This window comes from Sanguibacter sp. TS_SC_8, from assembly GCF_055361235.1.
The window spans coordinates 3,678,907-3,704,916 of record NZ_CM143955.1 but is presented as its reverse complement, the minus strand read 5'-3'; the positions used below and the strand labels follow the sequence as shown (position 1 = coordinate 3,704,916).

Genomic DNA, 26,010 nt, shown 5'->3' with positions numbered 1-26,010 from the left:
GACACCGCAGCGCCCCCGGGGATCTCCCCAGGGGCGCTGCGTCGTCGGCGGAGGGGCCAGGTCTACTCGAAGCGGCTCGGGTCGCCGAGGCCGACGCGCACCACCTCGGGTGCGCCGCTCGACCAGTCCACGACGGTCGTCGGCTCGCTGCCGCAGTCGCCGGCGTCGAGCACGGCGTCGAGCACGTGGTCGAGCTCTTCCTTGATCTGCCAGCCGTCGGTGACCTGGTCGGCCGCGCCGTCGAGCAGGAGGGTGCTCGAGAGCAGCGGCCCGCCGAGCTCGCGGATGAGCGCGAGGGCGACCGGGTGGTCGGGGATGCGCACGCCGACGGTCTTCTTCTTCGCGTGGGCGAACCGACGGGGGACCTCCTTGGAGGCCGGGAGGATGAAGGTATAGGCGCCCGGGGTCGCCGCCTTGATGGCGCGGAAGGCGACGTTGTCGAGGATGACGAACTGGCCCAGCTGGGTGAAGTCCGAGCACACGAGCGTGAAGTGGTGCTTGTCGCTGAGCCGGCGGATCGACCGGATCCGGTCCGCTCCGGTGTGGCTGTCGAGGGAGCACCCGAAGGCGTACGAGGAGTCCGTCGGGTACGCGATGAGCGCGTCCTCGCGCAGCAGATCAGCGACCTGTGCGATGGTGCGAGCCTGCGGGTTGACGGGGTGGACGTCGAAGTATCTGGCCATGACCTGAGCCTAGGCTCCATCCGGCGACGTTTCACCACGACCGGCCCGGCCCAGGGGTGCGGGTCGGTGGACGTGGATCAGGGGGAGTGGGTCAGCGCGCGGATCAGTGGATCGTGGGCCGGATGTGCTCGACGCCGACCACCCGCGGGCCTTTGGGGCTCTGCGCCACGTGCGTGACGAGAACCTCGCCGGGCTCGAGGAACGGGTCCTTCGTGGGCAGCGCGGCCGCGACCGCTCGGCGGGAGTGCTGGCCGAGCACGTCCAGGACGGTCGGCAGCACCGGGCGGTGCGTGCACAGCGCCGTGGGGGTGGCCGACTCGAGCAGGGCGCGGATGACGGCAGCGACCTGGCTGGGGGAGCGTTCGTGGTGCACCTCGGTGAGGTGCTCGCTGCTGATCGACGTGAGGCCGGCAGCCCGGGTGTAGGGCTCGATGGTGTCAGCGCAGCGCCGCCACTGGCTGGTCACCACGGCGTTGACACCGAAGGCCGCGAGCACGGGCACGAGGGCGACCGACTGCGCGTGCCCGGTCGGGGTCAGCGGGCGGTCCGTCTCGGATCCGTGCCAGTTGCTGCGGCCCAGCGCCTTGCCGTGCCGGGCCACCACGAGCGCCGTCGTGGCCAGCCGGCCGTGCTCGTACTCCTCGGCGAGCGCGGCCAGCGGGATGCGGTCGGCCGCGCGGGTGAGCTTCTCGGTGGCCTTGTCGACCGTGAACCACCCGATGTCGTCGATCTCGGTCGGGTTGACCGGGTGGACCGGGGCGCGCGCCGTGAGCGGGGACGCGCCGGGCGTGGCGCGGGTCGCCGCCCAGTAGTGCACCCGCTTCACCGCGCCCTCGGGGGTGAGGTACTGCAGGCCGGGCAGCGGCACCCCGAGGATGACCGGTCGCCCGGTCTCCTCGGCGACCTCGCGCGCTGCGGCGGCAGGCAAGGTCTCACCCGCGTCGAGCTTGCCCTTGGGCCAGGACCAGTCGTCGTAGCGGGGCCGGTGGATGAGCTGGACCTGCAGCTTGCCCTTGTGGACGCGCCACACCAGCGCGCCCGCAGACTCGATGACAGCCGCCTGGTCGGTGGCCGGGTCGCTCACGCCGGTGGTGCCTCGCACGCGGAACCGCGATCCGGTGGGAGAGCTCACACTCACCGGCCCAGGCTCAGGCGGCGACGCTGACGGGCGATGAGGTCGTGCTGGATGTCGTTCAAGGGATCGCCGTTCGCGTCGAGGTGGTGTCGGTTCCAGGTGCCGTCGGAGCGCAGGTGCCAGGACGAGGTGGAGTCTGCCATGGAAACGTCGATCATCTCGATGAGATCGTTGATCTGAGACTCGTCCGAGAGTCGGATGAGGGTCTCCACCCGACGGTCGAGGTTGCGGTGCATGAGGTCGGCGGAGCCGATGTAGACCTCGGGTCCGGTGGCCGGTCCTTCCCCGAAGGCAGGCCCGTTCGAGTTGGCGAAGGCGAAGATCCGGGAGTGCTCGAGGAAGCGTCCCAGGATCGACCGGACCCGGATCGTCTCGCTCAGCCCGGGCACGCCGGGGCGCACCGCGCAGATGCCGCGGACGACGAGGTCGATGGGTACCCCGGCCTGGGACGCGCGGTAGAGCGAGTCGATGACGGCCTCGTCGACCATGGAGTTGACCTTGATCTTGATCCACGACGGCTGGCCTGCGCGGGCCGCGGCAGCCTCGCGGTCGATGCGCTCCAGCAGCCCGGTCCTCACCGAGCGCGGCGCGACGAGCAGACGGTGGAAGCGGGACTGCGGCGCGTACCCGCTGAGCTGGTTGAACAGCCGGGTGAGGTCCTGGCCGACGTCGGGGTCGCAGGTGAGCAGCCCGAGGTCGGTGTACAGCCGCGCCGTCTTGGGGTTGTAGTTCCCGGTGCCCACGTGGCAGTACCGGCGCAGGCCGTCCGGCTCCTGGCGCACGACGAGGGAGAGCTTGCAGTGGGTCTTGAGCCCGACGATCCCGTAGACCACGTGCACACCGGCCTGCTCGAGCTTGCGCGCCCAGGAGATGTTGTTCTGCTCGTCGAAGCGGGCCTTGATCTCGACGAGGGCGAGGACCTGCTTGCCGGCGTCGGCCGCGTCGATCAGCGCGTCGACGATCGGGGAGTCACCCGAGGTCCGGTAGAGGGTCTGCTTGATGGCGAGCACGGCGGGGTCCGCGGCGGCCTGCTCGAGGAAGGTCTGCACCGAGGTCGAGAAGGAGTCGTAGGGGTGGTGCAGCAGGATGTCCCGGTCACGGATGGCAGCGAAGATGTCCGTCGGGCTGGCGCTCTCCACCTCGGCGAGGAACCGGTGCGTGGTGGGGACGAACCGCGGGTAGTTGAGGTCGGAGCGGTCCAGGTCGGCGATGAGGTTGAGGCCGGTGAGGTCGAGCGGTGCCGGCAGCGTGTACACCTCGTCCTCGACGACGCCGAGCTCGCGCACGAGGAGCTGGCGGATCCGCGGGCTGATGCCCTCGGCGAGCTCGAGGCGCACCGGCGGCCCGAAGCGACGGCGCAGCAGCTCCTTCTCCATCGCCTTGAGGAGGTTCTCGGCGTCGTCCTCCTCGACCTCGACGTCCTCGTTGCGGGTCACGCGGAAGGTGTGGTGCTCCACGACCTCCATGCCCGGGAAGAGGTGGTCCAGGTGGTGGGAGATGATGTCTTCGAGCGGCACGAAGGACGTCCGGCCCTTGTTGGTCTGGGTCCCGGGCGCGCTCGGGCGGCCCTTGGCGTCGACCGCGATGAAGCGGGGCAGCAGGCCGGGGACCTTGACCCGGGCGAAGTGCTCCTTGCCGGTGGCCGGGTTGAGCACCAGGACCGAGAGGTTGAGCGAGAGCCCGGAGATGTAGGGGAAAGGGTGCGCCGGGTCGACCGCGAGCGGGGTCAGGACCGGGAAGATCTGCTTGCGGAAGAACTTGTGCAGGCGGTCCTGCTCCTGGGTGGACAGCTCCTCCCACCGCACGATGTTGATGCCCTCGGCGTCGAGCGCACCTCGGACGCCACCGGAGAAGGCCCGGGCGTGGCGAGCCATGAGGACGTTGGCCCGCGAGCTGATCGCCTCGAGGGTCTCCCGCGGGGTCATGCCGGAGGCAGCCGTCACGGCCAGTCCGGTGGCGATGCGCCGCTTGAGGCCGGCGACCCGGACCATGAAGAACTCGTCGAGGTTGGAGGCGAAGATCGCCAGGTAGCGCACCCGGGCGAGGAGCGGCTGGGTCTCGTCCTCGGCGAGCTCGAGCACCCGCTCGTTGAACGCGAGCCAGCTCAGCTCACGGTCGCCGAAGCGGTCCTGGGGCAGCTCAGGAAGCTCGGCGTGCACGGCAGGGGAGAGCGATGCGTCCTCACCCTCGCCGATGTGCTCGGCGATGTGTGCGGCAAGCTCGGGGTCGTACAGACCGGAGCGGGGCTGGACCGTGGCTGCGGCGGCGCCGGGGCGTGGCGCGGGGGACTTGTCGGTGCCACGGCGTGATGTCGTCGTCGAATCGCTCATGGGTTCATCGTGACATCACTGGATGAATTTTGGGTGTCCATCTCTTCGCCGAACTGAACGTCGACCATCACTTGGGCGAATCCGACCGCTGCGTAGGTGCGAATGGCCACCGTGTTGTCGCCCTCGGTGTACAGCTCAGCGGTCGCCAGCCCCAGCGCGGTGAACCGGTCCAGGCTCGCGCGGGTCAGGATCGAGCCGAGGCCCAGCCCCTGTGCGGACGGGTCGACGCCGAGGGCGTAGATCTCCCCGGCGCCCCCCGGCGCGCCCCCCGCGGCGCGTGTCTCGTCGGGGACCTTGAGCCAGCTGAAGCCGAGGATCTCGCCGTCTGGGCCGTCCGGGCCGTCCGGGTCGCTGCCGCCGCGCCGGGCCAGCAGGAAGGACTCGGGGTCGAACCAGTCCTCGGCCATCCGGGCGTGCAGGTCGGCCGCCGTGATCCGGCCCTGCTCCGGGTGGCTCGCGAAGGCGCGGGCGTTGACCTCGAGCCAGGCGGCCTCGTCGGCGCCGGGCCGGAAGGTGGCCAGGTACACGCCGTCGGGCAAGGAGGGGGGCTCGGGGCGGGAGGAGGTGAGGTCGAGGCTCATCTTCCAGAGCTCGCGCACGACGACGAGACCGGCCTGGCCGGCCAGCGAGCGGGCGGCCGGGAGGTCGCCGTGCGCCCACACCTTCAGGGTGCGGCGCCCCGCCTGGGCGAGCAGCTGCGCGCGGGAGAGCAGCCCGGAGCCGACGCCGTGACGGCGCGCGAAGGGGTGGACCACGAGCTCGGCGGACGCGGTTCCGGCGACCGCGAGGTCGACCTGGGCGTACCCGGCCAGGTCGTCGGCGGCACGGACGAAGAGGTGGGCCACCCGCGCGCCCGGGTCGGTGAGCCACAGGAGCGGCTGCTCGGAGAGCGGGGCCACCCCGTCGACGTGCTGGGCGGCGCGCACGAGGCGGCGCACGGCACCGGCGTCGGTCTCGGTCAGGGGGCCGGTCACGACCGCGATCTGGGTGTCATCCACCGGGCAATTCCATCACGGTTCGGCAGGCAGTGACGCAGATCGCACCGTGCGCGGAGGGGTTCGGCTTGAAGTCGTCGATCCACCGAGCGTACTTTAGTACTGACCGGTCAGTCTAAAAGTGATCGGGTGCCACTCTCGGAGGACCACTCATGAACCAAGCCGTCGCTCAGCACGTCCGCGACGCCGTCGAGGCGACACCGGCCGCGCAGGCCGGGCCGCCCGAGCGCCCGCTCGCGATCAGGGCCCGCGGCCTCACCCTCGCCGGTTCGCGCGGCCTCGTCTACGGACCGCTCGACCTCGACGTCCTCACCGGGGACCTCGTCGTGCTGCAGGGGCCCCAGGGCGCCGGCCGGTCGTGCCTGCTGCTCACCCTCGCCGGCCGGATGGTGCCCGACGCCGGCAGCCGACTGACCCTGCTGGGCACAGCCTTGCCGGCGCGGCGCGGGCAGCGTCAGCGCCGCCAGGTCCAGCGCCGCGCCGCGATCGCCGGCTTCTCCGGGATCGACGAGCTCGACGACGCCGTCACGGTCGCCGACACGATCCGGGAGCGCCTCGCCTGGCTCTCCCCCTGGTACCAGCGCACCCCGGCGGTGACCGAGACGGCCTATGCGGCCCTGGCCGACCCCGTCTTCGGTCCGCGTGCCCGCCCGGCCCTGGACTCCATGGTCTGGGACCTCGACGAGGTCGACGCCATGCTGCTGCGGATCATGCTCGCCCTGGCTCAGGGCCCCGAGCTGCTCGTCGTCGACGACCTCGACCAGGTGCACGACAGCGCCCGCCGCCAGCTCGTCTGGGACCGCCTCGACGCGATCACCGCGGCCGGGGTGACGGTGATCGGCTCGGTCGCCTCGGCCGGTGAGGTCGGCGCCATGCGCTGGTCCACCCCGCCCACCACGGTGTCCCTGACGACCGGCCCGCTGCCGGTCGCGTGACCCCGCGCCCCCACTCCTCACGAACGGAACCACTCCTGTGATGTCTTTCACCTCGACCGGTACGGAGCTGCGGCGCTTCCGCCGCGGGCTGCTGCCCAAGCTCGGGATCGGGGCGATGATCTTCGTCCCGCTGCTCTACGGGGCCATGTACCTCTGGGCGTTCTGGGACCCCACCGGCAACCTCGACGCCCTCCCGGTCGCGATCGTCAACGCCGACACGGGCACGGTGACCGACGACGCGCCGGTCAACGTGGGTGACCAGGTGACCAAGAGCCTCGTCGACTCCGGCGACCTCCAGTGGGCCCGGGTCGACGCCGCGGACGCCGAGCGTGGAGTGCGGGACGGCACGTACTACTTCGCGGTGACCATCCCCGCGGACTTCTCCACCACCGTGGCCGGAGCGGGGGGCGACGACCCCCGGGCCGCCGAGCTCATGGTCACCTACAACGACGCCAACTCCTTCCTCGCCTCGACCCTCGGCGGCAGCGCCATGACGCAGGTCCAGGGCGCGATCCGGGAACAGATCGGCGAGCAGGCAGTCGACAAGCTGCTCGTCGGGCTGGGCAGCGCCCGCGACGGGTTCGCCCAGGCCAGCGACGGCTCGCTGACCCTCACCGCGGCGAGCGGGCAGCTCTCCGACGGCGCGGGCGCAGTGAGCGACGGGGCCACCTCGGCCGCCGACGGCGCCGCGACGCTCGCCACCGGGACCAGCCAGCTGGCCGACGGCGCGAGCAGCGCCGAGACCGGCGCCGGCCAGATCGCCACCGGCGCCGGCACGCTCGCCTCCGCCAGCACCTCCCTGAGCACCGGCGCGCAGTCTCTCGCCGGCGGGACGACCGACCTCGCCGCAGGCGCGGGGACGCTCTCCACCGGAGCCTCGACCGTCTCCGCAGGTGCCAGCTCCCTGGCCACGGGCGCCTCCGACGCCCTCACCGGCGCCACCGCCCTGGCCACCGGCGCCACCAGCACCCAGGCCGGACTCCTCCAGCTCGCCTCCGGCGCCCAGACCCTGGCCGGCGCCTTCACCGCCGAGACCGGGCTCGTGGCCGGGATGGACAGTGCCGTCACCGGCGCGCAGACGTTGTCCGCGGGCGTCACCGCGGCCCAGACCGAGGTCACCGCGCTCGCCGGCCAGGTGCCCGCGCTCCGCCAGCTCGCGGAGTCGAACATCGCCGCGTTCCAGACGCTGCCGGCGACCCCCCAGATCACCGCCCTGATCGCGGCGAACCAGGCGACGCTGACCGCCCTGCCCACCGACGAAGAGCTCACCGCCTCGGCGACGGCCTTCCAGACCCTGGTCGCCGGCGCGAACCAGCTCGCCACGAGCGAGACCTCCGGGCTCCCGGCGCTCGCGCACGGCATCTCCCAGGCGTCCGCGGGAGCCACCGCGCTCACCGCCCAGCTGCAGCCCGGCACCAGCGAGCCCACCGTGCGTGACGGCGTCGACCAGGTCGCCGCCGGAGCGGGGAGCCTGCGGGACGGCCTGACCACGCTCAGCACGGGCGCCACGTCCCTCGAGCAGGGCACGTCCGCGCTGACCACCGGCGCGAACCAGCTGACCACCGGCGCGACCACGCTGGACACCGGCGCACACACCCTCGCCGACGGCTCCACGCAGCTGAGCACCGGGGCCTCCGCCCTGTCGACGGGCGCCTCGAGCCTGCTCACCGGCACTCAGCAGCTCGCCGACGGGACCGCCGCGGCGGACACCGGCGCGCAAGCCCTGGCCACCGGGACAGCCACCCTCGCCGACGGCGCGACGCAGGTCTCCGACGGGTCGGTGCAGCTCACCACGGGCGCACAGACCCTCGCCGACGGGCTCGGGGCCGGCGCCGACGCGCTGCCCGACGACTCCGAGGCGCTGCGTGAGCAGCGGGCCCAGGTCATCGCCGCACCCGTGACGGTCACCGACACCCACATCGCTCAGGCCGAAGGGTTCGGTGAGGGCTTCGCGCCGTTCTTCATCCCGCTCGCCCTCTTCGTGGGAGCCCTCATCACGTGGCTGCTGCTGCGCCCCATCCCCAGCCGAGCGCTGGCCACACCCGCCTCGGGCTGGCGGACCACCCTCGCCGGCTACCTCCCGGCCCTGGTCATCGGCGCCGCGCAGGTCGCGGTCATGCTCGCGGTCATCCACTTCGGGGTGGGCCTGCAGATGGAGCACGTCGCCGGGACCATCGCGTTCACGATGCTCGTCGCGGCCACCTTCCTCGCCCTGCAGCAGGCGCTCATCGCGCTGCTCGGCCCGGCTGCGGGCAAGGTCGCGATCCTGGCCCTGCTCATGCTCCAGCTCGCGTCCTCCGGGGGGACCTACCCGGTCGAGACGACACCGGCGTTCCTGCAGGCGATGCACCCGCTGCTGCCGATGAGCTACGCCGTCGACGGGCTCCGTCAGGTGATCACCGGAGGGGTCGACGCCCGCCTCGGCGTCGCGATCGTCTACCTCCTGGGCGTGCTGCTAGTGTCGCTGGCGATCAGCGCCTGGCGGGCCGGGCGGATGCGCACCTGGACGCTGGAGCGGCTGCACCCGGCGCTGGAGATCTGAGCGCGGACGGACGAGCACGACGAGCGGGACGGGTGAGAATCGTGGGGACCGAGGACCTGGGCACCCGGCGCGAGCAGGCCTTCGCGGCCCGCCGCGCCGGGACCCGGCAGCAGATCATCGATGCGGCGGTCGACCTCATCGCCGACCAGGGCTTCACCGCGACCTCGGTCGACGACATCGCCGCGGCGGCGGGCGTGGCCAAGGGGAGCGTCTACTACAACTTCGGGTCGAAGAGCGACGTCTTCGAGGCCGCGCTGGCCGTCGGCCTCGAACGCCTGACCCAGACCCTGGCGCAGGCGCGTGCGGGGCTGGTGGGCAAGGAGGCGCTCGCGGCCCTCGTCGCCGCGGTGCTCGAGCAGATCCAGGCCCACCCGAACTTCGCCAAGCTGCTCGCCGCCGAGGTGTTCCGGGTGGGCCGGGAGTGGCAGGTGACGGTCGGCCACATCCGCGCGGAGGTCATCGAGTTCTACGCCGCGGCGCTGCGTGAGGCCCGGCCCGGCGCGGACGTGTCGCTCCTGGCCGCCGCGGTCTTCGGGGCGACGCTGGTCGCCGGGCTGGAGTGGTTGGTCTTCCAGCCCGAGCGGGAGTTCGACGAGGTGCTCGCGGCGGTGCTCGCCCTCACCCTCGGCCTGTGACCACGAGCATGGTGACCGCCCCGACCACCGCCCCGATCGCGCCCAGGTCACCCGGCGCCGGGACTGCGGCGTGGTCCACCGGGACCCCGGCGTGGGCCGCCAGGACCGCGGCGCACGCCCCGGTCGCCAGGACGGCGGCGAACCGTGCGGTCTGAACCCGGCGCCTGATGGTGCGGGCGGGATGCCTGCTGCGGGCGGGCTGGGCAGGCTGGGCGGGTGGCGTGGTGCGCTGAGTGGCTGACATGCCAGCGACGCTAGGCACCCCACGGTGCCGGTGCGGGGCAGGGTCGGCCGGTCTGTGGACTCCCCGCGGCCCGCACCACCCTGTGGGCACCCTCTTTCAGAGAGCCCGTCACAGCGCGGCGGTCGGCGTAGCCGGCAGGTGGCCGAACCGGTGCACGGTCCGTGACACCGACTGCTCACGCAGCATGGTCACCAGCTCCCGACGCCCGCTCGCCACGACCGGTGCGTCGAGGACGGTGACCGTCCCGGTGCGCTCGGCCGCCGCAGCGCGCAACCCGGGGGCTCCGCCGACGACGCGGACGTGCCCGGTCACCTCACCGGAGGCCACCTGGGCGGCGAACCGGGCGTCGCCGGTCTGCTCGGCGCGGCTGACCGTGACCGGGACCCCCGCGCGTCGCGCGGCAGCGAGCACCCGGTCGACCTCGCAGGCCCGCCCGTCCGTCCCGACCCGCACCGTGATGTGGGGCAGCGGCCGGTAGCGCAGCACGTTCGACTCCGCCCGCAGCCCGGCCAGCTCCTGGTCGCCCGACAGGTCGGGCCAGCACCGGGCGTCGTCGGCCAGCGCCCAGGTGAGCCACGCCTGGGGCGCGCTCTCCCGGGAGGGCACGCTCGCGGCGTCGTGCCAGCGGCCGAGCTGCGCGACATAGCCGGGGCCGCCGGCCTTGGCGCCGGGGCCCACGACCGAGGCCTTCCAGCCTCCGAAGGGCTGCCGGCCCACGATCGCCCCGGTGATGTGCCGGTTGACGTAGGCGTTGCCCACCTCGATGCGGTCCAGCCACGTCGCGATCTCCTCCTCGTCGAGGGAGTGCAGCCCACCGGTGAGGCCGAAGGGCACCGCGTTCGCCACGGTGATCGCCTCGTCCAGGGTCTCCACCCGCATCACGCCCAGGACCGGCCCGAACACCTCGGTGAGGTGGAAGAAGGACCCGGGAGCGACGTCGACCTTGACCCCGGGGGTCCACAGGTGCTCGGGGTCGCCGGGCGCTCGGGCGGGCACCAGGCGCGGGCGCACGAGCCACCGCTCGCCCGGGTCGAGGGTGGTCAGCGCGCGCCGCAGCTTGGCCCCTGGTGGCCCGGTGAGCGGCCCCATCGTGGTCGCGAGGCGGGTCGCCGGCCCGACGGCGAGCGACGTCACCGCGTCCGCCAGCTGGCGGCGCAGCCGCGCGCTGCCCCCGGTCGACCCGACGAGGATGAGCAGCGACGCCGCGGAGCACTTCTGCCCCGCGTGCGAGAACGCCGACCGTACGACGTCCGCGACCGCGAGGTCCACGTCCGCCGAGGCCGTCACGATGATCGCGTTCTTGCCGGAGGTCTCCGCGAGCACCTGCAGGTCCGGGCGCCAGCGGGCGAAGAGCTGGGCGGTCTCGAGCGACCCGGTGAGCAGCACCCGGGTCACGTCCGGATGGGTCACCAGGAGCCTCCCGGCGCCCGCCTCCGGCGCGCGGACCACCTGGACCACGTCGGGGGAGTGGCCGTGGTGGACGAGGGCTTCACGCACCGCGCGGACACCGGTCTCGGCGCACCGCGGGGTGAGGTGGGAGGGCTTGATGATGACCGGGGCACCGGCGGCGAGGGAGGCCAGGACGGAGCCGAGCGGGATCGCGACGGGGAAGTTCCACGGCGGGGTGACGACCGTGACGCCCGCCGGGGCGAACACGGCGCCGGGCACGTCATCCAGCGCGGCGGCCTGCTCAGCGTAGTACGCCGCGAAGTCGACCGCCTCGCTGACCTCGGGGTCCGCCTCGGCGACAGTCTTGTGGGCCTCGTGGACCATCGTGGCCACGAGGTCGGTGCGTGCCTCCTCGAGCAGCCGGCTCGCGGTGCGCAGCACCTGCGCCCGCTGGTCCGGCGTCGTCCCTGCCCACGCACTCACCTGCCCGACGGCGCGCGCCACGACCGCGTCGACGTCGCCGTCCGTGCGCAGCAGCCGGGTGGGTGCGGGGTCGGCGAGCAGCCGGCGGTCGGTGGCGGGGGAGACCACGCGCTGGGCCCAGGCGCGGCTCGCTGCCAGGGCGGGGTCGGTGTCGGGGGCGTTGGCGAAGAACGTGCGCTCCGGTGCCTCCGCGCGCGCCGTGCGGCGCGGGGTAGGCGAGACGGCGTCGCTGGCGGTGACCGCCGCGCGAAAGGCCTCCTCCTGGGCGCCCATCTCCGGGGCGTGGGGCCCGGCGGTCAGGGCGTGCAGGAAGTTCTCCCCCGAGGCGTTCTCCTCGAGCCGGCGGACCAGGTAGGCCACCGCGGTGTCGAAGTCCTGCTCGGCGACCGCGGGCGTGTAGAGCACCAGCGGGCCGACCGTGCCGCGGACCTCCTCGGCCTGCGCGGGGGCCATCCCCTGGAGCATCTCCACGTCGAGGGCGCTGCCGACACCGCGGTCGCGGGCCAGCAGATGGCCGAGGGCGACGTCGAAGAGGTTGTGGCTGGCCAGCCCGATCCGCACGGCCCGGGTCCGCTCGGGGGTGAGCGCCCGGTCGAGGAGGTGGACGTAGTGGGCGTCGACGTCGGGCTTGCAGGGGTAGGGGGCCTGCGCCCAGCCGTGCAGCTCGGCGTCGACCCGCTCCATGGCCAGGTTCGCGCCCTTGACCAGGCGTACCTTGACCGCCGCACCGCCGGCCGCGCGGCGCCGGACGGCCGCCTGGGTCACGGTGTCCAGGGCGGCCGAGGAGTCGGGGAGGTAGGCCTGCAGGGCGATGCCCATCGGTGCGCCGGCCAGCTCCGGGTCGGCCATGAGCCGCAGGAAGACCGCGAGGGTGGGTGCGAGGTCGTGGTACTCCTCCATGTCCAGGGTGAGGAAGGTCCCGTGGTGGAGAGCGCTCAGGTACAGCGGCCGCACGGTCGTGCACACCCGCCGCACGGCGTCGGCCGTGTCCCACGCGGAGAGCTGACTGACCACCGCGGAGATCTTGATGGACACGTAGTCGATGTCGGGGCGCTCGACGAGCGTGCGCAGCCGGCTGGCCCGGTTCGCGGCCTCCCGCTCGCCCAGGACCGCCTCGCCGAGGAGGTTGATGTTCGGCCGGAAGCCCGCCTCGCGCAGCCCCGCGACGTGACAGGTGAGCCCCGCGCCGACGTCGGCCACGAGCCCGCCCACGAGCTGGCGCAGCCGGGCGCGGGCGGCCGGAACGACGACGCCGGGCAGGGCGGGGGCGACGGTGGCGCCGGCGAGCAGCAGGGCGTGGTCCAGCGGACCGAGGAAGGCGCCAGCGAGGAGGCCCTCGGTGCGCATCCGGGCGAGGTCGTGGGCGCCCGCGCGGTCGTCCTCGGGGCGGGCGACCCGGTCGACGAAGCGGATGGCCAGGTCCAGACCGGCCGGGTCGGCGACGAGGTGGGCCAGGCGCGTGGAGGAGCGGTGCCCGGCGGAGTGCTCGCCGGTGGCCGCGGCCTCCAGCCACGAGCGGGCGAGGTCCACGGCGGCGTCGGTGAGGTTCTCGGCAGCAGACATGGGTCCATCGTGCGCCCGCTGACCTGCGAGGGCATCCCATCGCCCGCGGCGAGTTTCACAGCGTCGCCACAGCATGGGGCTACCTGCCACCCAGACGGGCTCCGTAGCGTCCCTCATCTGCCACCAGGTGCATCCGTCGTGGAGCACTCGGTCCTGGCGTCGCGTGAGGGAGAGCATGAGAAGAGTGATGGGGCGCTTGCGCGTCCGGACGTGGATGATCGCCGGTGCCGCGGTCCTGGTGATCGCCGGAGCCTCGGTGTACTGGTTCGTGCTGCGAGACACCCCGGCCGCGGCCGGGCAGGCCCAGACGCAGTCGGTGGCCGCCAGCCTGACGACCCTGGAGAAGACCGTCACCGGGACCGGTACGCTCACGCCTGCGGTCCAGGAGGACGTCACCTTCACCTCGGGCGGGACCGTGACCTCGGTCCAGGTCTCCGCCGGTGACACGGTGACCGCCGGGCAGGTGCTCGCCACGATCGACACGCTGTCCCTCGACGCCGACGTGCTCGCGGCGCGGGCCAGCCTGGCCAAGGCGCAGGCGACCCTGGCCGACGACGCGGACGACGCCGACGGGACCGACGCCTCGGACGCCCAGATCGCCTCGAGCACCAAGCAGGTCGAGCTGGCGCAGTCGCAGGTGACCGCGGCCGAGGAGAAGCTCGCCGGGGCGACGCTGACCGCGCCGGTCGACGGAATCCTCACCTCGGTCGACCTCGCTGTCGGCGACGTCGTCGGCGGGTCCGGGAGCGGCAGTGCCACCGGAAGCGCCGGAAGCACGTCCGGGAGCAGCGCCGCCGGAACCGGCGGCACGTCCGCGACGGCCACGACCACCTCGTCGGCACAGTTCACGATCGTCGGGACGACCAGCTGGACCGTCGCGGTCACGGTCGACGAGTCCGACATCGCCTCCCTGGCCGTCGGCAACCAGGCCGAGCTCACCGTGGACAACCTCTCCGACCTGGTCTTCGGGACGGTCACGCAGATCGGTCTCCTCTCCACGAGCACCCGCGGGGTCGCCGGATACCCGGTGACGATCACGGTCACCGGTGATCCCGAGGGCCTCAACGACGGGGTGTCCGCGGAGGTGTCGATCATCTACGAGCGCCGCAGCGACGTCCTCACCATCCCCACGGCCGCGGTGCGCCGCGAGGGGGAGGGCTCGGTCGTCGACCAGCTGGCCGCGGACGGCACCCAGGTCGCCACCGCGGTGACCGTGGGCGAGACGAACGGCTCCACGGTCGAGATCACGGACGGACTGGTTGAGGGCGACGAGGTGCTCGTGACGATCGTCCCGTCGACGGGCCAGTCCGGCCAGACGGGTCGATCGGGTGAGGGCGGTCAGCTCCCGGGCGGCGGCACGCTGCCGGACGGCGGGGAGCTCCCCGACGGCATGGAGCTCCCCGACGGCTTCCTGCCCGGTGGACAGGGAGGACCCGCCGGTGGCTGACCTCGGGACCGACCTGACGACCTCCCCGGTCATCGACCTGGCCGGGGTGGGCAAGACCTACAGCTCGGGCGCGATCGAGTTCGAGGCGCTGCGCGGCATCGACCTGACCATCCACCAGGGGGAGTACGTCGCGATCATGGGGCCCTCGGGCTCCGGCAAGTCGACCCTGATGAACATCCTCGGCTGCCTCGACACGCTGACCGTCGGGGAGTACCGCCTCGCCGGCGAGGACGTCGGAGCCCTCGACGAGGAGGACCTCGCCCAGATCCGCAACCAGCGGATCGGCTTCGTCTTCCAGCAGTTCAACCTGCTGACGTCGCTGCCCGCGTGGCGCAACGTCGAGCTGCCCCTGGTCTACGGCCGGGTCGAGAAGGCCGAGCGGCGCAGGCGAGCGATGGCCGCGCTCGGCCGGGTCGGGCTCGCGGACCGGATCGACAACCGACCCGGTGAGCTCTCCGGCGGCCAGCAGCAGCGTGTCGCCGTGGCCCGGGCCCTCGTCGGGGAACCCGCCCTGCTCCTGGCCGACGAGCCGACCGGCAACCTTGACTCCGTCTCGACGGCGGACGTCCTCACCCTCTTCGACGAGCTGCACGCCCAGGGCCGCACGATCGTCCTCATCACCCACGAGCTCGAGGTCGCCGAGCGGGCGGACCGGATCGTCCGGGTCCGTGACGGCGCCATCCACTCGGACTCCGGGCGCCATCTCGACGCCACCACCCACGCACCCCAAGGACGTGTCCGATGACCTGGTCAGAGACTGTCCGGACCGGCCTGGCGGCCGTCCGCGCCCACGCCATGCGGTCCACCCTCACGGTGCTGGGCATCCTCATCGGGATCGCGGCGGTCATCCTCACGGTGGGCCTCGGGCTGGGCACCCAGAAGGACGTGAGCGCGGAGATCAGCTCGCTCGGCTCCAACCTGCTCATCGTCACGCCCGGGTCGAGCACCGACACCGACGGCATGCGCGGCGGGTTCGGCTCCGCGGCCACGCTCACCCGGTCCGACGCCGTCGCCCTCGCCTCCACTATCAATGCCCCCGACATCTCGGGGGTGGCCCCTGAGAAGACCAGCTCCCTCGCGCTCGAGACGAGCTCGACGAACTGGATGACCACCGTCGTGGGCACCACACCGGCCTGGCTCGACGTGCGCTCCCGCACCCTCTCGAGCGGTGACTTCTTCACCGCCGACGACGAGGCGACCGGAGCCGCCGTCGTCGTGCTCGGCTCCGAGACCGCGACGGAGCTCTTCGGCTCGATCGACGTGGTCGGCTACACCGTGACCGTCGAGGACGTCCCGCTCACGGTCGTCGGCGTGCTCGCCGCGGCCGGGTCGGACTCGGCGACCAACCTCGACGACCTGGCCGTCGTCCCGTTGAAGACCGCCGCGGACCAGGTCATCGGGGGGACCGACCGCAACTCGGTCTCGACCATCTACCTCCAGGCGGCGTCACCCGACCAGCTCTCGGCCGCCTACCAGGAGGCCCAGTCGCTCCTGCTCAGCCTGCACTCGATCGCCGACGCCGACTCGGCGGACTTCTCGATCGACAGCCAGGACGCTCTCGTGAGCACGGCGACCGCCGTCTACCAGACGCTGACCGTCCTGCTCGTCGGCATCGCGGCCCTGTCCCTGCTCGTGGGCGGCATCGGCGTCATGAACATCATGCTCGTCTCGGTCACCGAACGGACCCGGGAGATCGGCCTCCGCAAGGCCCTGGGCGCACCCCCGTGGGCCATCCGGCGCCAGTTCCTCGTCGAGGCGGCCGTCCTCGGGCTGGCCGGGGGCGTGGCCGGGGTGGCGCTCGGCGTCGGGGCGGCGAAGGCCTTGCCCGGGGTGCTGGACACCTCGATCGTCATCTCCCCGGTCGCGGTGGTCGGGTCCCTCGTGGTGGCCGTCGCGATCGGCATCACCTTCGGCGTCTACCCGGCGTCGCGCGCTGCCCGGCTGGCACCCATCGACGCGTTGCGCAGCGAGTGACGGCGCTGAGCGCTCCGATGGCGCCGTCACCTGTCCCTGTTCCCGTTCTCGTTCCCCTGGAGGTACCCATGTCCGACCGCACCGCACTCTCCCGTCCCGTCCCCCGGCGCCGCCTGCTCTCACCCGTCCCGTTGCTGGCCTGCGCCGCCGCCCTGTCCCTGGCCCTCGCCGGGTGCTCCGGCGACGACGACGCCGCGAGCCCGACGACGGCCGCCGCCACCGAGCAGGCCAGCGCCGCAGACGACGCGGGAGATGGCTCGGGTGGTCGCGGCGCGGGGTCTGGCACCTCAGGTCTCATCGCGTCCCTGTCCGGCAGCATCATCCAGGTCCAGGGCGCCGACTCCCAGACCGCCGTGAGCTTCAGCGATTCCACGACGGTCACCCAGACGGTCGCCGCGACGATCACCGACGTGACGGTCGGCAGCTGTGTCGTCGTCATGGGCGGGGTCGGTGACGACTCGACCGACGACTCGACCGACGACTCGACCGATGCCGACGCCGCCGCGGCGGCCACGTCGGTGGCCGTCTCCGAGGCCGTCGACGGTGGGTGCACCACCGCGTTCGGTGGTGGGTTCGGTGGGGGTGGCGAGCGTCCTGACGGGGCTGCCGGCGACGGGACGGGTGACCTGCCGTCCGACCTGCCCACCGATCTGCCGACCGACCTACCGACCGACCTGCCTGACGGAGCCCGCATGGGCGGCGGGTTCAGGTCCGTATCGACGGGCCTGGTGACCGCGGTCGATGCCGCGGCGGTGACCGTGGCGACCACCGCGCAGGACGGGACGACGTCGACCACGACCATCACCCTCGACGACGCGACCGCCTACACGAGGACGGTGGACGCCGACACCTCGGCGATCGTGGTCGGGCTGTGCGCCCAGGTCTCCGGCGACGCCGACTCGAGCGGGACCGTGGCGGCAACAAGCGTGGCCCTGACCGAGGCCGGTGAGGACGGTTGCAGCACCCGCGGCATGGGTGGCATGGGTGGGGCAGGGGGCCCAGGTGGTCAGGGTGGCGCCGGTGGAGGCGATGCGCCCTCCGGCCAGGCCAGCTCGAACGCCACGAACTAGACGGGGAGGACACGTCTCATGCCTGAGCAGATCGCACCACTCACGCCCGCTCCCCTGCGGACACCCACGCCAGCACCCACGCCGGCACAGCTTCGTCGCGCGCGTCGGCGTCGGCGGCGGATCGTCGGCTCGTCCTCGATCGCGGCCGTCATGGTCCTTGTCGTGGCCGGGGTGACCGTGGCCGGCGGCCGCAGCGCTGGTGGCTACCGGACCGCGGAGGCGGCCACGGGATCGGTCGAGCAGGTCGTCGAGGCCGTCGGCACGGTCGCCTCCGCGTCGCGCTCCGACGCGTCCTTCAAGGTGGGCGGGACCGTGAGCGAGGTCAAGGTCGCGGTGGGTGAGACCGTCGCCGCAGGTGACGTGCTCGCGCTCTTGGACACGACCGACCTCGAGGAGGCGGTCGAGGCCGCCGAGGCGGCACTGGTCGACGCCGAGCAGGCGCTCGCCGACGATCTGGACTCCCAGACGTCGTCGGCCAGCTCGACGACCTCGACGACTGTGGCCGAGACCGCCTCCCTCTCGTCCGGGACCGGGACCGGGCTCACCGCAGCCGCGGCAGAGGCGACCGGGTCGGCGACGGTCACGACCGCGGTCTACCAGGTCGCGTCCGCCTCCACCCCCGTGGCGACCCCGACCGTCGCAACCGTCGCCACCGACCCGGCCGTCGTGCCCGACGTCGCCGCGGCGCAGCTGGGGGTCGACGAGGCGGTGGCCGCCGTGGCGCTCGCGCAGCAGGCACTCCTGGACCAGTACGCGCTCGCGAGCGCCGCCCTGGCCACCAGCAGCACCTCGCTGGCCGGCTCGCAGACCGTGTGCCAGGCCTTCCTCGACCTCGCGCCGGACCCGGCAGCGGACGACGCCGCCACCGCGATCGACCCGGCCGACGCCGCGGCCTACCTCAGCGCCGCCCAGGCGGCGCTCGCAGCCCAGCAGCAGGCCCACGCCACCACCTCCGCGGCCCTGACCGCGTGCCAGACGGCGATCCGCACGGTCCTCACCGACCAGGCGACCACGGACACGACCCAGCAGGGCCTCACCGCGCGGGCGAGCGAGCTCGACTCCGCCGTCGCGCAGGCTCAGACGGCGTTCGCGACCTTGCAGACCGCCGTCGACGCCCAGACGGCCCCGACGACCGATCCGTCGTCGACCCCGAGCGCACCGGGCGGGAGCGTCGACGGGGCGACGAGCACCTCGCCCGGAACGACCTCGCCTGGAACGACCTCGCCCGGAACGGCCGGGTCCGGGTCGTCGGCTGGCCAGTCGGGGACAACCCCCTCCAGCTCAGCGGCAGGCGGCTCGTCTGCCAGCGGCTCCGCCGAGACCGGTAGCGCGTCCACGGGCGCGCCCAGCGGCGCGAGCGCGGGTGCGTCGGGCAGTGCGACAGCCGTGGCCTCCGCCGCGGACCTCGTAGCCGACCAGGCCGAGATCGACGTCGCAGTCTCCGACGTCGCGATCGCGCGCCACGACCTCACGCTCGCAACCCTGACCAGCCCGATCGCCGGGACGGTCGCCCAGGTCACGCTGGTCACAGGTGACGCGGTGACGGCGTCGTCGGACACCTCGGTCACCGTCATCGGCGAGGACGGGTACGTCGTCTCCCTGACCGTGCCGTTGACCTCGGTCGACGTCCTGGCCACCGGGCAGCAGGCGACGGTCACGACCCCCAGCGCGTCCGCGCAGCTCACCGGGGTGGTGAGCGAGATCGGCATCCTCGACGTCTCGACGACCTCCACACCGTCCTACGCCGTCACCGTCGCCGTCGAGACGACCGACGAGGCGTTGTTCAACGGGTCGTCGGCGCAGGTCGCCATCACCGCAGAGGCCAGCACGGACACGCTCACCGTGCCCAGCTCGGCGGTGCACCGGACCGGTGCGCAGTACACGGTGCAGGTGCTCCGGTCCGGTGTACCGGCGTCGGTCGACGTCGAGGTCGGCGCGATCGGCCCGGAGCTGACCGAGATCCTCTCCGGACTGTCCGCGGGCGACAGCGTGGTCCTCGCGGACCTGTCGCAGCCGATGACCACCGACGACTCGACGACCGACAGCACCGGCGGACTCACCGGCCTGGGTGGGCAGACCTCGGACCCCACGACGACCGTCGTCCCCGGACCGGGCGGGTTCCCCGGCGGCGCCCCGCCGGGAGCCTGAGATCCTGGGGCCTGAGACCCTGGAGCCTGAGACGAGGTGAGCTCAGGACGGCTGCCCGGTCACGTAGTCGAGCATCGTCTTGAGGTCTTCCAGCCGGGTGGTGAAGGCCCCGTTCTGGGGGTCGAAGTGGACGAGCCTGACCCCGGCGGAGGAGAAGTCGGCCAGCGCCGCGGCGGCGGCATGGGCCGGGATGCCCAGCACCTGGTCGGACCTCTCCAGGTTCTGGGACTGTGCGAAGTGCGCGGCCCGTGCGGGGCTGGAGAACGCCAGGATCGCCGGTCCCAGGTCCATCGTGATCGCGTACGGGCTGAACTGCTCGGTCCCCCCGCGCGGGATGAAGAACCAGGTGTCGAGGGCGAAGACCTCGCGCCACATGGCCGACTGGGCGGCGTTCTCGGTCGGCTTCTCCCGGGCGATGACCGCCAGACGGTCGAGGACCGTCTCCGCGGCCGGGTCAGCGTTGATCTCCGCGCGCTGCGCCGAGTTCGTCGCGGTGAGCCGGGCCAGGTCGCCGGCGAGGGTCTGTACCACCGTGGGGGGCGCGGCGAACGGGACGTCCTCGACGTTGAAGGCGAGCACGACGACGCCGGCGGCCACGAGCTGGTCGGCCGCGGTGAGCATCTTGTCCGGGGGAGAGGCGAACACCTTGTTCGCCCCGCCCCGCCCGCCGTCGGCGAAGGCGATCGCCCGCTTGATGTCGGTGAAGACCGGCACCGCCAGCTGACCGTCGAAGGTCACCAGCCCCGGGCGCAGGGTCTCGGCGTCGTCGCGCACGAAGAACCAGCGCTCGAGCCCGAGCACCACGCGCCACAGCGCGCCCCAGCGCAGGCTCGACTCCTCCGGCGAGGCACCCTCACCCATCTGGACTGCCGCCCGGGCGAGGTCGTCGATCACAGCGGGGGACGAGACATTCGTTTCAGTCATGCACCAATCATCCCTCAGGCGAGGGGGCTGGCGCGGCAAGCCCGCTCGAGATGAGAGCCATCACCGAGGAGTCGGCCAGGGTCGAGGCGTCGCCCACCACACGGTTCTCGGCGACGTCGCGGAGCAGACGCCGCATGATCTTCCCCGACCTCGTCTTGGGCAGCTCAGAGACGACGAGGATCCGGCGCGGCTTGGCGATCGGCCCGATCTGCTTGGCCACGTGGTTGCGCAGGAGGGTCTGGACCTCCTCGGGGTCGGCGCCGGTGGCGAAGGAGGACCGCAGGATGACGAAGGCCACCACCGACTGCCCGGTGGTCTCGTCCGCGGCGCCCACCACGGCGGCCTCGGCGACCATCTCGTGGGAGACGAGCGCCGACTCGATCTCGGTCGTGGACAACCGGTGGCCAGAGACGTTCATGACGTCGTCGACCCGGCCGAGCAGCCAGATGTCGCCGTCGTCGTCCTTCTTGGCTCCGTCGCCGGCGAAGTAGATGCCCCGGAACCGGGACCAGTAGGTGTCCTTGAACCGTTCCAGGTCGCCCCAGATCCCGCGCAGCATGGCCGGCCACGGCTGGGTGAGCACCAGGTACCCGCCGCCGCCGTCGGGCACCGGGTGGCCCTCGTCGTCGACCACGTCCGCCTTGATCCCGGGCAGCGGGGTCTGGGCGGAGCCAGGCTTGGTCGCGGTGACCCCCGGCAGCGGCGAGATCATCATCGCGCCGGTCTCGGTCTGCCACCACGTGTCCACGATCGGTGCCGTGTCGGCGCCGATGACCCGGCGGTACCACATCCACGCCTCGGGGTTGATCGACTCCCCGACCGACCCGAGCACCCGCAGGGAGGACAGGTCGTACTTGTTCGGGATCTCCTCGCCCCACTTCATGCAGGTGCGGATCGCGGTGGGGGCGGTGTAGAGGATCGAGACCTTGTACTTCTCGACGATCTCCCACCAGCGGCCCTGGTGCGGGGAGTCCGGGGTGCCCTCGTAGATGACCTGGGTGGCGCCGTTGACGAGCGGTCCGTAGACGACGTAGGTGTGCCCGGTGACCCAGCCGACGTCGGCCGTGCACCAGTACACGTCGGTGTCCGCCTTGAGGTCGAAGACGTACTTGTGGGTGTACGCGGCCTGGGTGAGGTACCCGCCGGTGGTGTGCAGGATGCCCTTGGGCTTCCCGGTGGTCCCGGAGGTGTAGAGGATGAACAGCGGGTGCTCGGCGTCCACCCACACGGGGGTGTGCTGCACGTCGGCCGCCTCCAGCGCCTCGTGCCACCAGATGTCGCGGCCCGGCGTCCACTCGACGTCCTGGCCGGTGCGGCGCACCACGAGCACGTGCTCGACGGACGACGCCGGCGCGCCCTCACGGGGGGCGACCGCCTCGTCGACGGCGGGCTTGAGCGCGGTCGCGGACCCGCGGCGGTAGCCGCCGTCGGAGGTGATGACGACCTTCGCCTCGGCGTCGGCGATGCGGCTGCGCAGGGCGTCGGCGGAGAACCCGCCGAAGACGACCGAGTGCGGCGCGCCGATCCGGGCGCATGCCAGCATCGCCACGACGGCCTCGACGAGCATCGGCAGATAGATGACCACGCGGTCGCCCTTGGCCACCCCGAGCGAGGACAGCACGTTGGCCGCGCGGGACACCTCGCGCTGGAGCTCGGCGTAGGTGACGGTGCGGGTGTCCCCGGGCTCGCCCTCGAAGTGCAGCGCGACGCGGTCTCCGCGGCCTTCCACGACGTGGCGGTCGACCGCGTTGTAGGCGGCGTTGAGGGTGCCGTCGGCGAACCAGCGGGCGACGGGTGCGTCCGACCAGTCCAGGGTCTGGGTGAAAGGGGTCTTCCAGGTGACGCACTCGTTCGCCTGCTCGGCCCAGAATCCCAGGTGGTCGGTGGCGGCACGCTCGTACAGGTCGGGCTGGGCGTTGGCCTGGGCGGCGAACACCGCGGTCGGGGGGAAGGCCCGGGTCTCGTGGAGTAGGTTCTCCAGACCTGTGGGCTGGTTGTCCTGGGTCACGACTACCTCCGGTGCGCATCGACTCTGTTGCGGGCGGGACCTTCGTCCCACCCGGAGTCTAATGTGCGCTGGCCCACACCCGAGGACACCAAACAAACTCCGCGCCGATCTGTCGTCAAACGGTCCTGGGCGTCGTGCGACGCCGAGCCGGGGCCGACCGGTGGGGAGCCGCGGGCATGGAGATGGCCGCTCTCCCGTGCGGGAGAGCGGCCACGTCGAGGTGGTGGTCAGGCGCGGCTCACCGGCCGGCGCAGCTCACCGTGACGGGGGCGGTCGGGGCTGGGCCTGAGCCGATGAAACCGATCGTCGCGGAGCTCGAGGCGGTCACCCAGCCGTTCCAGGCCTCGTTGACCACCGAGACGGTCGAGCCGGCCACGGTGGACCTGCCACCCCAGGACTGCGACATCGTGGTCCCGGACGGGAGGGCCCAGCGTGTCGTCCAGGACGTGATCGGTGCCGCGCCGCCGGTCACCACGACCTGGCCCTGGAATCCGCCTGGCCACGAGCCGAGGGTCGAGTACACCGCGGTGCAGGAACCGGCCGGAGTCGTCGGGTCGGTGGTGGGGTCGACGGTCGGCTCGGGCGTGGGGTCCGTCGTGGGGTCGACGGTCGGCTCGGGCGTCGGGGTGGTCGAGCCACCGAAGATCGACGCCTTGACGGACGTCGCCTTGATGCCGTTCGGGCCGTTGAACAGGCGCTGTCCCCAGGTGCTCAGGGTGTTCTTGTCGAAACCGGTGGCGAGGTCGAGGTACTCGACGCCGCCGCCGTTGCCCGACCACGACCAGCCGAGGTAGCCGATGTCCAGGCGCTCGGCCTCGGACAGGATCGTGTCCTCGGCGACGTCGCCGTCGGAGTGGGTGTTGCCGAACTCGCCGACGATGAGCGGCAGGTTCTTCGCGCGGAAGGCGTTGAGGTAGTTCGTCACCGTGCTGGGCTGGGCGTAGACGCCGTACATGTGGACCGAGAACACGGTGTTGCCTGTCGAGTCCGCCGCGTAGATCTGCGCGGCGTTGTCCCGCATCTGGCCCTTCCAGTCCTGACCCCAGGTCGGGGCGTCCACGACGATCGTGTGCGTGAACCCGGCCGCGCGCAGACGCTTGATCGCGGCGACGTTGTCCGCGACGTAGGTGGCGTTGACACTCTCGGAGTTGCCGTAGGGCTCGTTGCCGATGTTGATCATCACGTAGTCCTCCTGCCCGACCAGCGCGTCCTTGATCGACACCCAGTAGTCGACGGCGTTGTCCAGGGTGACCGCACCGGACTGCTCGCCGTAGCCGGTCGTGTCATGGACCTCGAGGATCGAGATGAGGTCGGCGTCCTTGGCCAGCCGGACGACGTTCTTGACGTCGGCCACGTCGTTCTTGGTCCACCGGTCGCCGCTGGACAGGACGGTGCGCACGGAGTTGGCGCCCAGCCCGGAGATGTCGGCGAAGGACTGGGTCTTACTCGCGTACCAGGTGTGGGCGTGGTTGACGCCGCGCAGCACCAGCTCGGTGCCGTCCTCCTCGTAGATGCGGCCGTCGTTCACGTGGATGCCGTCGTCGTCGGCGGCCTGAGCCACCCCGGTGAGCGGAAGGAAGAGGGCGGCGGCCGTGACGGTCACGGCCAACCCGGTAAGGCGCTTCTTGACCTGCATGATGGTGGACTCCTCGGTGGACGGCGGAGAAGTCAGGACGTCGGCGCTGACCTCGCGGACACTGTCTACCAACGGTTGGCGGCCCGGTTCCACGGGTGAAACGTTTCGGGTGGCGAGCTGCTCCCGTCCCCGCTCGGCGGTGGGACCGGTGGGACCGATGGGCGCGGTCGGGCGAGCAGGAGCACCCGGTGCTCGAATGGACCGATGGCGACCAATCTTGTGACGGTGGACCCAGGGACGGAGGTGGCCGGACCGCTGGTCGGTCTGGTGGTGGCAAGCACACGACCGGTGCGGGTGGGCGGTCAGCTCGGCCGGGAGGTCGCCCGGATCGTCCGGGAGGTCTGCCCCGACGCGGCGGTGACGACAGTCGACCTGCGTGCGCTCGCGCTGCCCTTCCTCGACGAGCCGCGGATGCCCTCGCTGGGCGGGTACGCCCACGAGCACACCCGGCGCTGGGCCGGCACGATCAGCGCGCTGGACGCGGTCGTCTTCCTCACTCCGCAGTACAACTGGGGATACCCGGCGCCGCTGAAGAACGCGATCGACTACCTGTTCGCAGAATGGCGTGGGCTGCCGGGGCTGGTGATCTCCTACGGCTCGCACGGCGGCAACAAGTGCAACGAGCAGATCACCCAGGTGCTCGACCGGGTCCGGGTGGACCTCGTCAAGCCCGGGGTCTGCGTCGTCGTGCCGAAGGAGGCCTACGGCCCGGACGACCACCTCACCGATCCGGGTGAGGTGGTCGCCCGAGCCGCCGGCGAGGTGAGCGAGAGGATCGGTGAGCTGGTCGTCCGGGCCCGCGTGCGGGCGGGGGAGCGGTGGCCCTAGGGGTGTGCGGTGACCCTGTCATCGGCGTCGAGGGGGTCTGAGGTGCCCGCACCGGTGGCGACGGGGGCCGAGGCGGCAGCCGCGGAGGTGAGCGGGGTCGCGACGACCGCCGCGACGACCTGCGCGTCGGCGGTGACGGGGCTGACCGGTGCGGCGGGGAGTGCCGGGCGCAGCGGGCCGGCGATGACCGCGTAGCCCAGGCCCACGATGAGGCCGCCGCCGACGAGGTTCCCCAGCCCGACGACGCCCATGTTGCGGGCGAAGTCGCTCCAGCTCGCCTCGGGGAGGCCGCCGATGAGGCCCAGGCCGAAGGTCGTCATGTTCGCCACGACGTGCTCGAACCCGGAGGTGATGAAGGCGAGCAGGCACCAGAAGATGACGGCCAGCTTGGCGCCCTCGGAGGTGAGGCGGACCGCGGACCACGCGGCCAGGCAGACGAGGATGTTGCAGAGGATGGCGCGGAAGAACAGCTCGGAGGTGCTCTCGCTGCCCTTGGCCGCCAGCATGCCGGCGATCATCTTGCCGCCGGGGGTCTCTGGGCCGAGCACCCCGGAGTAGTGGACCAGCGCGGCGAAGACGAAGGAGCCGGCGATGTTCATGACGAAGCAGAAGAGCATCGTCAGCCCGCCCTCCCGCCAGGAGATGCGGCCACCGATCGCGCCCTGGGTGAGGGTCATCATGTTGGAGGTCACCAGCTCACCGCCGGCGATGATCACCAGGGTGAGGGCGATACCGAAGACCAGCCCGGAGATGAGCTTGGTCGCAGGCGAGCCGGCGGCGAGGAACGGACCCGCTGCGGAGGCCATGAGGACGACCGCGACCCCGATGTACGCACCGGCGAGCATCGACTGGACCGCGTAGGCGACCGGACGACGGGTCGCCTCGACCTTGGTCCGGGCCGCGGCCCGCTGGTACTCCATGGTTTCTGGGATCGTCAGCACCCCACAAGCATCACCGTGCACCACCCCCGAATCGTGGGACCAATGACCCGACGCGCCGTCAGCATCGTCATGACAGGTGCTGCGCTGTCCTGTGCCGCGC

At 72.4% G+C, this 26,010-nt stretch carries 19 protein-coding genes; 9 read left to right on the top strand and 10 right to left on the bottom strand.

The features are described from left to right. Positions 1-62: 62 nt before the first annotated feature. The 4 genes from ACWA15_RS16630 to mshD all read right to left on the bottom strand — a co-directional run bounded on the left by ACWA15_RS16630 (position 63) and on the right by mshD (position 5,146). Complete coding sequence (locus ACWA15_RS16630; protein ID WP_464056633.1) at positions 63-683, bottom strand: L-threonylcarbamoyladenylate synthase; 621 nt, start codon at positions 681-683, stop codon at positions 63-65. A 103-nt stretch (positions 684-786) separates the two neighbouring features. Then, entirely contained in the window at positions 787-1,821 is a 1,035-nt protein-coding gene (locus ACWA15_RS16625) for an NUDIX hydrolase (RefSeq protein WP_464056632.1), read from the bottom strand. Then, positions 1,818-4,148 (bottom strand): RNA degradosome polyphosphate kinase, encoded by a 2,331-nt coding sequence (locus ACWA15_RS16620; RefSeq protein WP_464056631.1) that lies wholly within the window; start codon positions 4,146-4,148, stop codon positions 1,818-1,820. Before ACWA15_RS16620 ends, ACWA15_RS16625 begins: the two co-directional genes overlap by 4 nt. Beyond that, the gene (gene mshD / locus ACWA15_RS16615) at positions 4,145-5,146 is read right to left on the bottom strand and encodes a mycothiol synthase (protein ID WP_464056630.1); all 1,002 of its coding nucleotides are present in this window, start codon (positions 5,144-5,146) and stop codon (positions 4,145-4,147) included. The genes ACWA15_RS16620 and mshD overlap by 4 nt, the downstream gene beginning before the upstream one ends. A 149-nt stretch (positions 5,147-5,295) precedes the next feature. Here mshD and ACWA15_RS16610 point away from each other — a divergent pair, with 149 nt between their 5' ends. The 3 genes from ACWA15_RS16610 to ACWA15_RS16600 are packed head-to-tail and all read left to right on the top strand — an operon-like array spanning position 5,296 to position 9,255. Continuing rightward, a complete protein-coding gene (locus tag ACWA15_RS16610) occupies positions 5,296-6,078 on the top strand; it encodes an ATP-binding cassette domain-containing protein (protein WP_464056629.1) in 783 nt (260 codons plus the stop codon). A 40-nt stretch (positions 6,079-6,118) separates the two neighbouring features. Then, positions 6,119-8,620 carry a YhgE/Pip family protein gene (locus ACWA15_RS16605; RefSeq protein ID WP_464056628.1) on the top strand — a complete coding sequence of 834 codons (2,502 nt, stop codon included), beginning with the start codon at positions 6,119-6,121 and terminating at the stop codon, positions 8,618-8,620. A 41-nt stretch (positions 8,621-8,661) separates the two neighbouring features. Continuing rightward, positions 8,662-9,255, top strand: a complete 594-nt coding sequence (locus ACWA15_RS16600; protein WP_464056626.1) for a TetR/AcrR family transcriptional regulator — start codon at positions 8,662-8,664, stop codon at positions 9,253-9,255. Here ACWA15_RS16600 and ACWA15_RS16595 read toward each other — a convergent pair. Beyond that, the gene (locus ACWA15_RS16595) at positions 9,239-9,499 is read right to left on the bottom strand and encodes a hypothetical protein (protein ID WP_464056625.1); all 261 of its coding nucleotides are present in this window, start codon (positions 9,497-9,499) and stop codon (positions 9,239-9,241) included. The two genes, ACWA15_RS16600 and ACWA15_RS16595, sit on opposite strands and share 17 nt — an antisense overlap. A 108-nt stretch (positions 9,500-9,607) precedes the next feature. Continuing rightward, positions 9,608-12,934, bottom strand: a complete 3,327-nt coding sequence (locus tag ACWA15_RS16590) for a proline dehydrogenase family protein (protein ID WP_464056623.1) — start codon at positions 12,932-12,934, stop codon at positions 9,608-9,610. Between the two features lie 187 nt (positions 12,935-13,121). Between ACWA15_RS16590 and ACWA15_RS16585 the strand changes: the two genes are divergently transcribed. The 5 genes from ACWA15_RS16585 to ACWA15_RS16565 all read left to right on the top strand — a co-directional run bounded on the left by ACWA15_RS16585 (position 13,122) and on the right by ACWA15_RS16565 (position 19,573). Further along, positions 13,122-14,381: an efflux RND transporter periplasmic adaptor subunit gene (locus ACWA15_RS16585; RefSeq protein WP_464056621.1), complete on the top strand. Its 1,260-nt coding sequence runs from the start codon at positions 13,122-13,124 to the stop codon at positions 14,379-14,381. Next, positions 14,374-15,126 (top strand): ABC transporter ATP-binding protein, encoded by a 753-nt coding sequence (locus ACWA15_RS16580; RefSeq protein ID WP_464056620.1) that lies wholly within the window; start codon positions 14,374-14,376, stop codon positions 15,124-15,126. The genes ACWA15_RS16585 and ACWA15_RS16580 overlap by 8 nt, the downstream gene beginning before the upstream one ends. After that, on the top strand, positions 15,123-16,355 hold the full coding sequence (locus ACWA15_RS16575; protein ID WP_464056619.1) for an ABC transporter permease: 1,233 nt from the start codon (positions 15,123-15,125) through the stop codon (positions 16,353-16,355). The genes ACWA15_RS16580 and ACWA15_RS16575 overlap by 4 nt, the downstream gene beginning before the upstream one ends. 68 nt (positions 16,356-16,423) lie before the next feature. Beyond that, on the top strand, positions 16,424-17,425 hold the full coding sequence (locus tag ACWA15_RS16570) for a hypothetical protein (protein WP_464056618.1): 1,002 nt from the start codon (positions 16,424-16,426) through the stop codon (positions 17,423-17,425). An 18-nt stretch (positions 17,426-17,443) separates the two neighbouring features. Then, on the top strand, positions 17,444-19,573 hold the full coding sequence (locus ACWA15_RS16565) for an efflux RND transporter periplasmic adaptor subunit (protein WP_464056616.1): 2,130 nt from the start codon (positions 17,444-17,446) through the stop codon (positions 19,571-19,573). A 42-nt stretch (positions 19,574-19,615) separates the two neighbouring features. On the opposite strand, the gene ACWA15_RS16560 is transcribed toward ACWA15_RS16565, so the two are convergent. The 3 genes from ACWA15_RS16560 to ACWA15_RS16550 all read right to left on the bottom strand — a co-directional run bounded on the left by ACWA15_RS16560 (position 19,616) and on the right by ACWA15_RS16550 (position 24,141). Further along, positions 19,616-20,497: a hypothetical protein gene (locus tag ACWA15_RS16560; RefSeq protein WP_464056615.1), complete on the bottom strand. Its 882-nt coding sequence runs from the start codon at positions 20,495-20,497 to the stop codon at positions 19,616-19,618. A gap of 7 nt (positions 20,498-20,504) precedes the next feature. Then, the gene (gene acs, locus ACWA15_RS16555; protein ID WP_464056614.1) at positions 20,505-22,505 is read right to left on the bottom strand and encodes an acetate--CoA ligase; all 2,001 of its coding nucleotides are present in this window, start codon (positions 22,503-22,505) and stop codon (positions 20,505-20,507) included. 238 nt (positions 22,506-22,743) lie between these two features. Beyond that, the gene (locus tag ACWA15_RS16550; RefSeq protein ID WP_464056613.1) at positions 22,744-24,141 is read right to left on the bottom strand and encodes a cellulase family glycosylhydrolase; all 1,398 of its coding nucleotides are present in this window, start codon (positions 24,139-24,141) and stop codon (positions 22,744-22,746) included. Positions 24,142-24,345: 204 nt separating this feature from the next. On the opposite strand from ACWA15_RS16550, the gene ACWA15_RS16545 reads away from it, so the two are divergent. Beyond that, a complete protein-coding gene (locus ACWA15_RS16545; protein WP_464056611.1) occupies positions 24,346-24,969 on the top strand; it encodes an NADPH-dependent FMN reductase in 624 nt (207 codons plus the stop codon). On the opposite strand, the gene ACWA15_RS16540 is transcribed toward ACWA15_RS16545, so the two are convergent. Further along, a complete protein-coding gene (locus ACWA15_RS16540; protein WP_464056610.1) occupies positions 24,966-25,889 on the bottom strand; it encodes a formate/nitrite transporter family protein in 924 nt (307 codons plus the stop codon). The two genes, ACWA15_RS16545 and ACWA15_RS16540, sit on opposite strands and share 4 nt — an antisense overlap. Positions 25,890-26,010 lie beyond the last annotated feature (121 nt).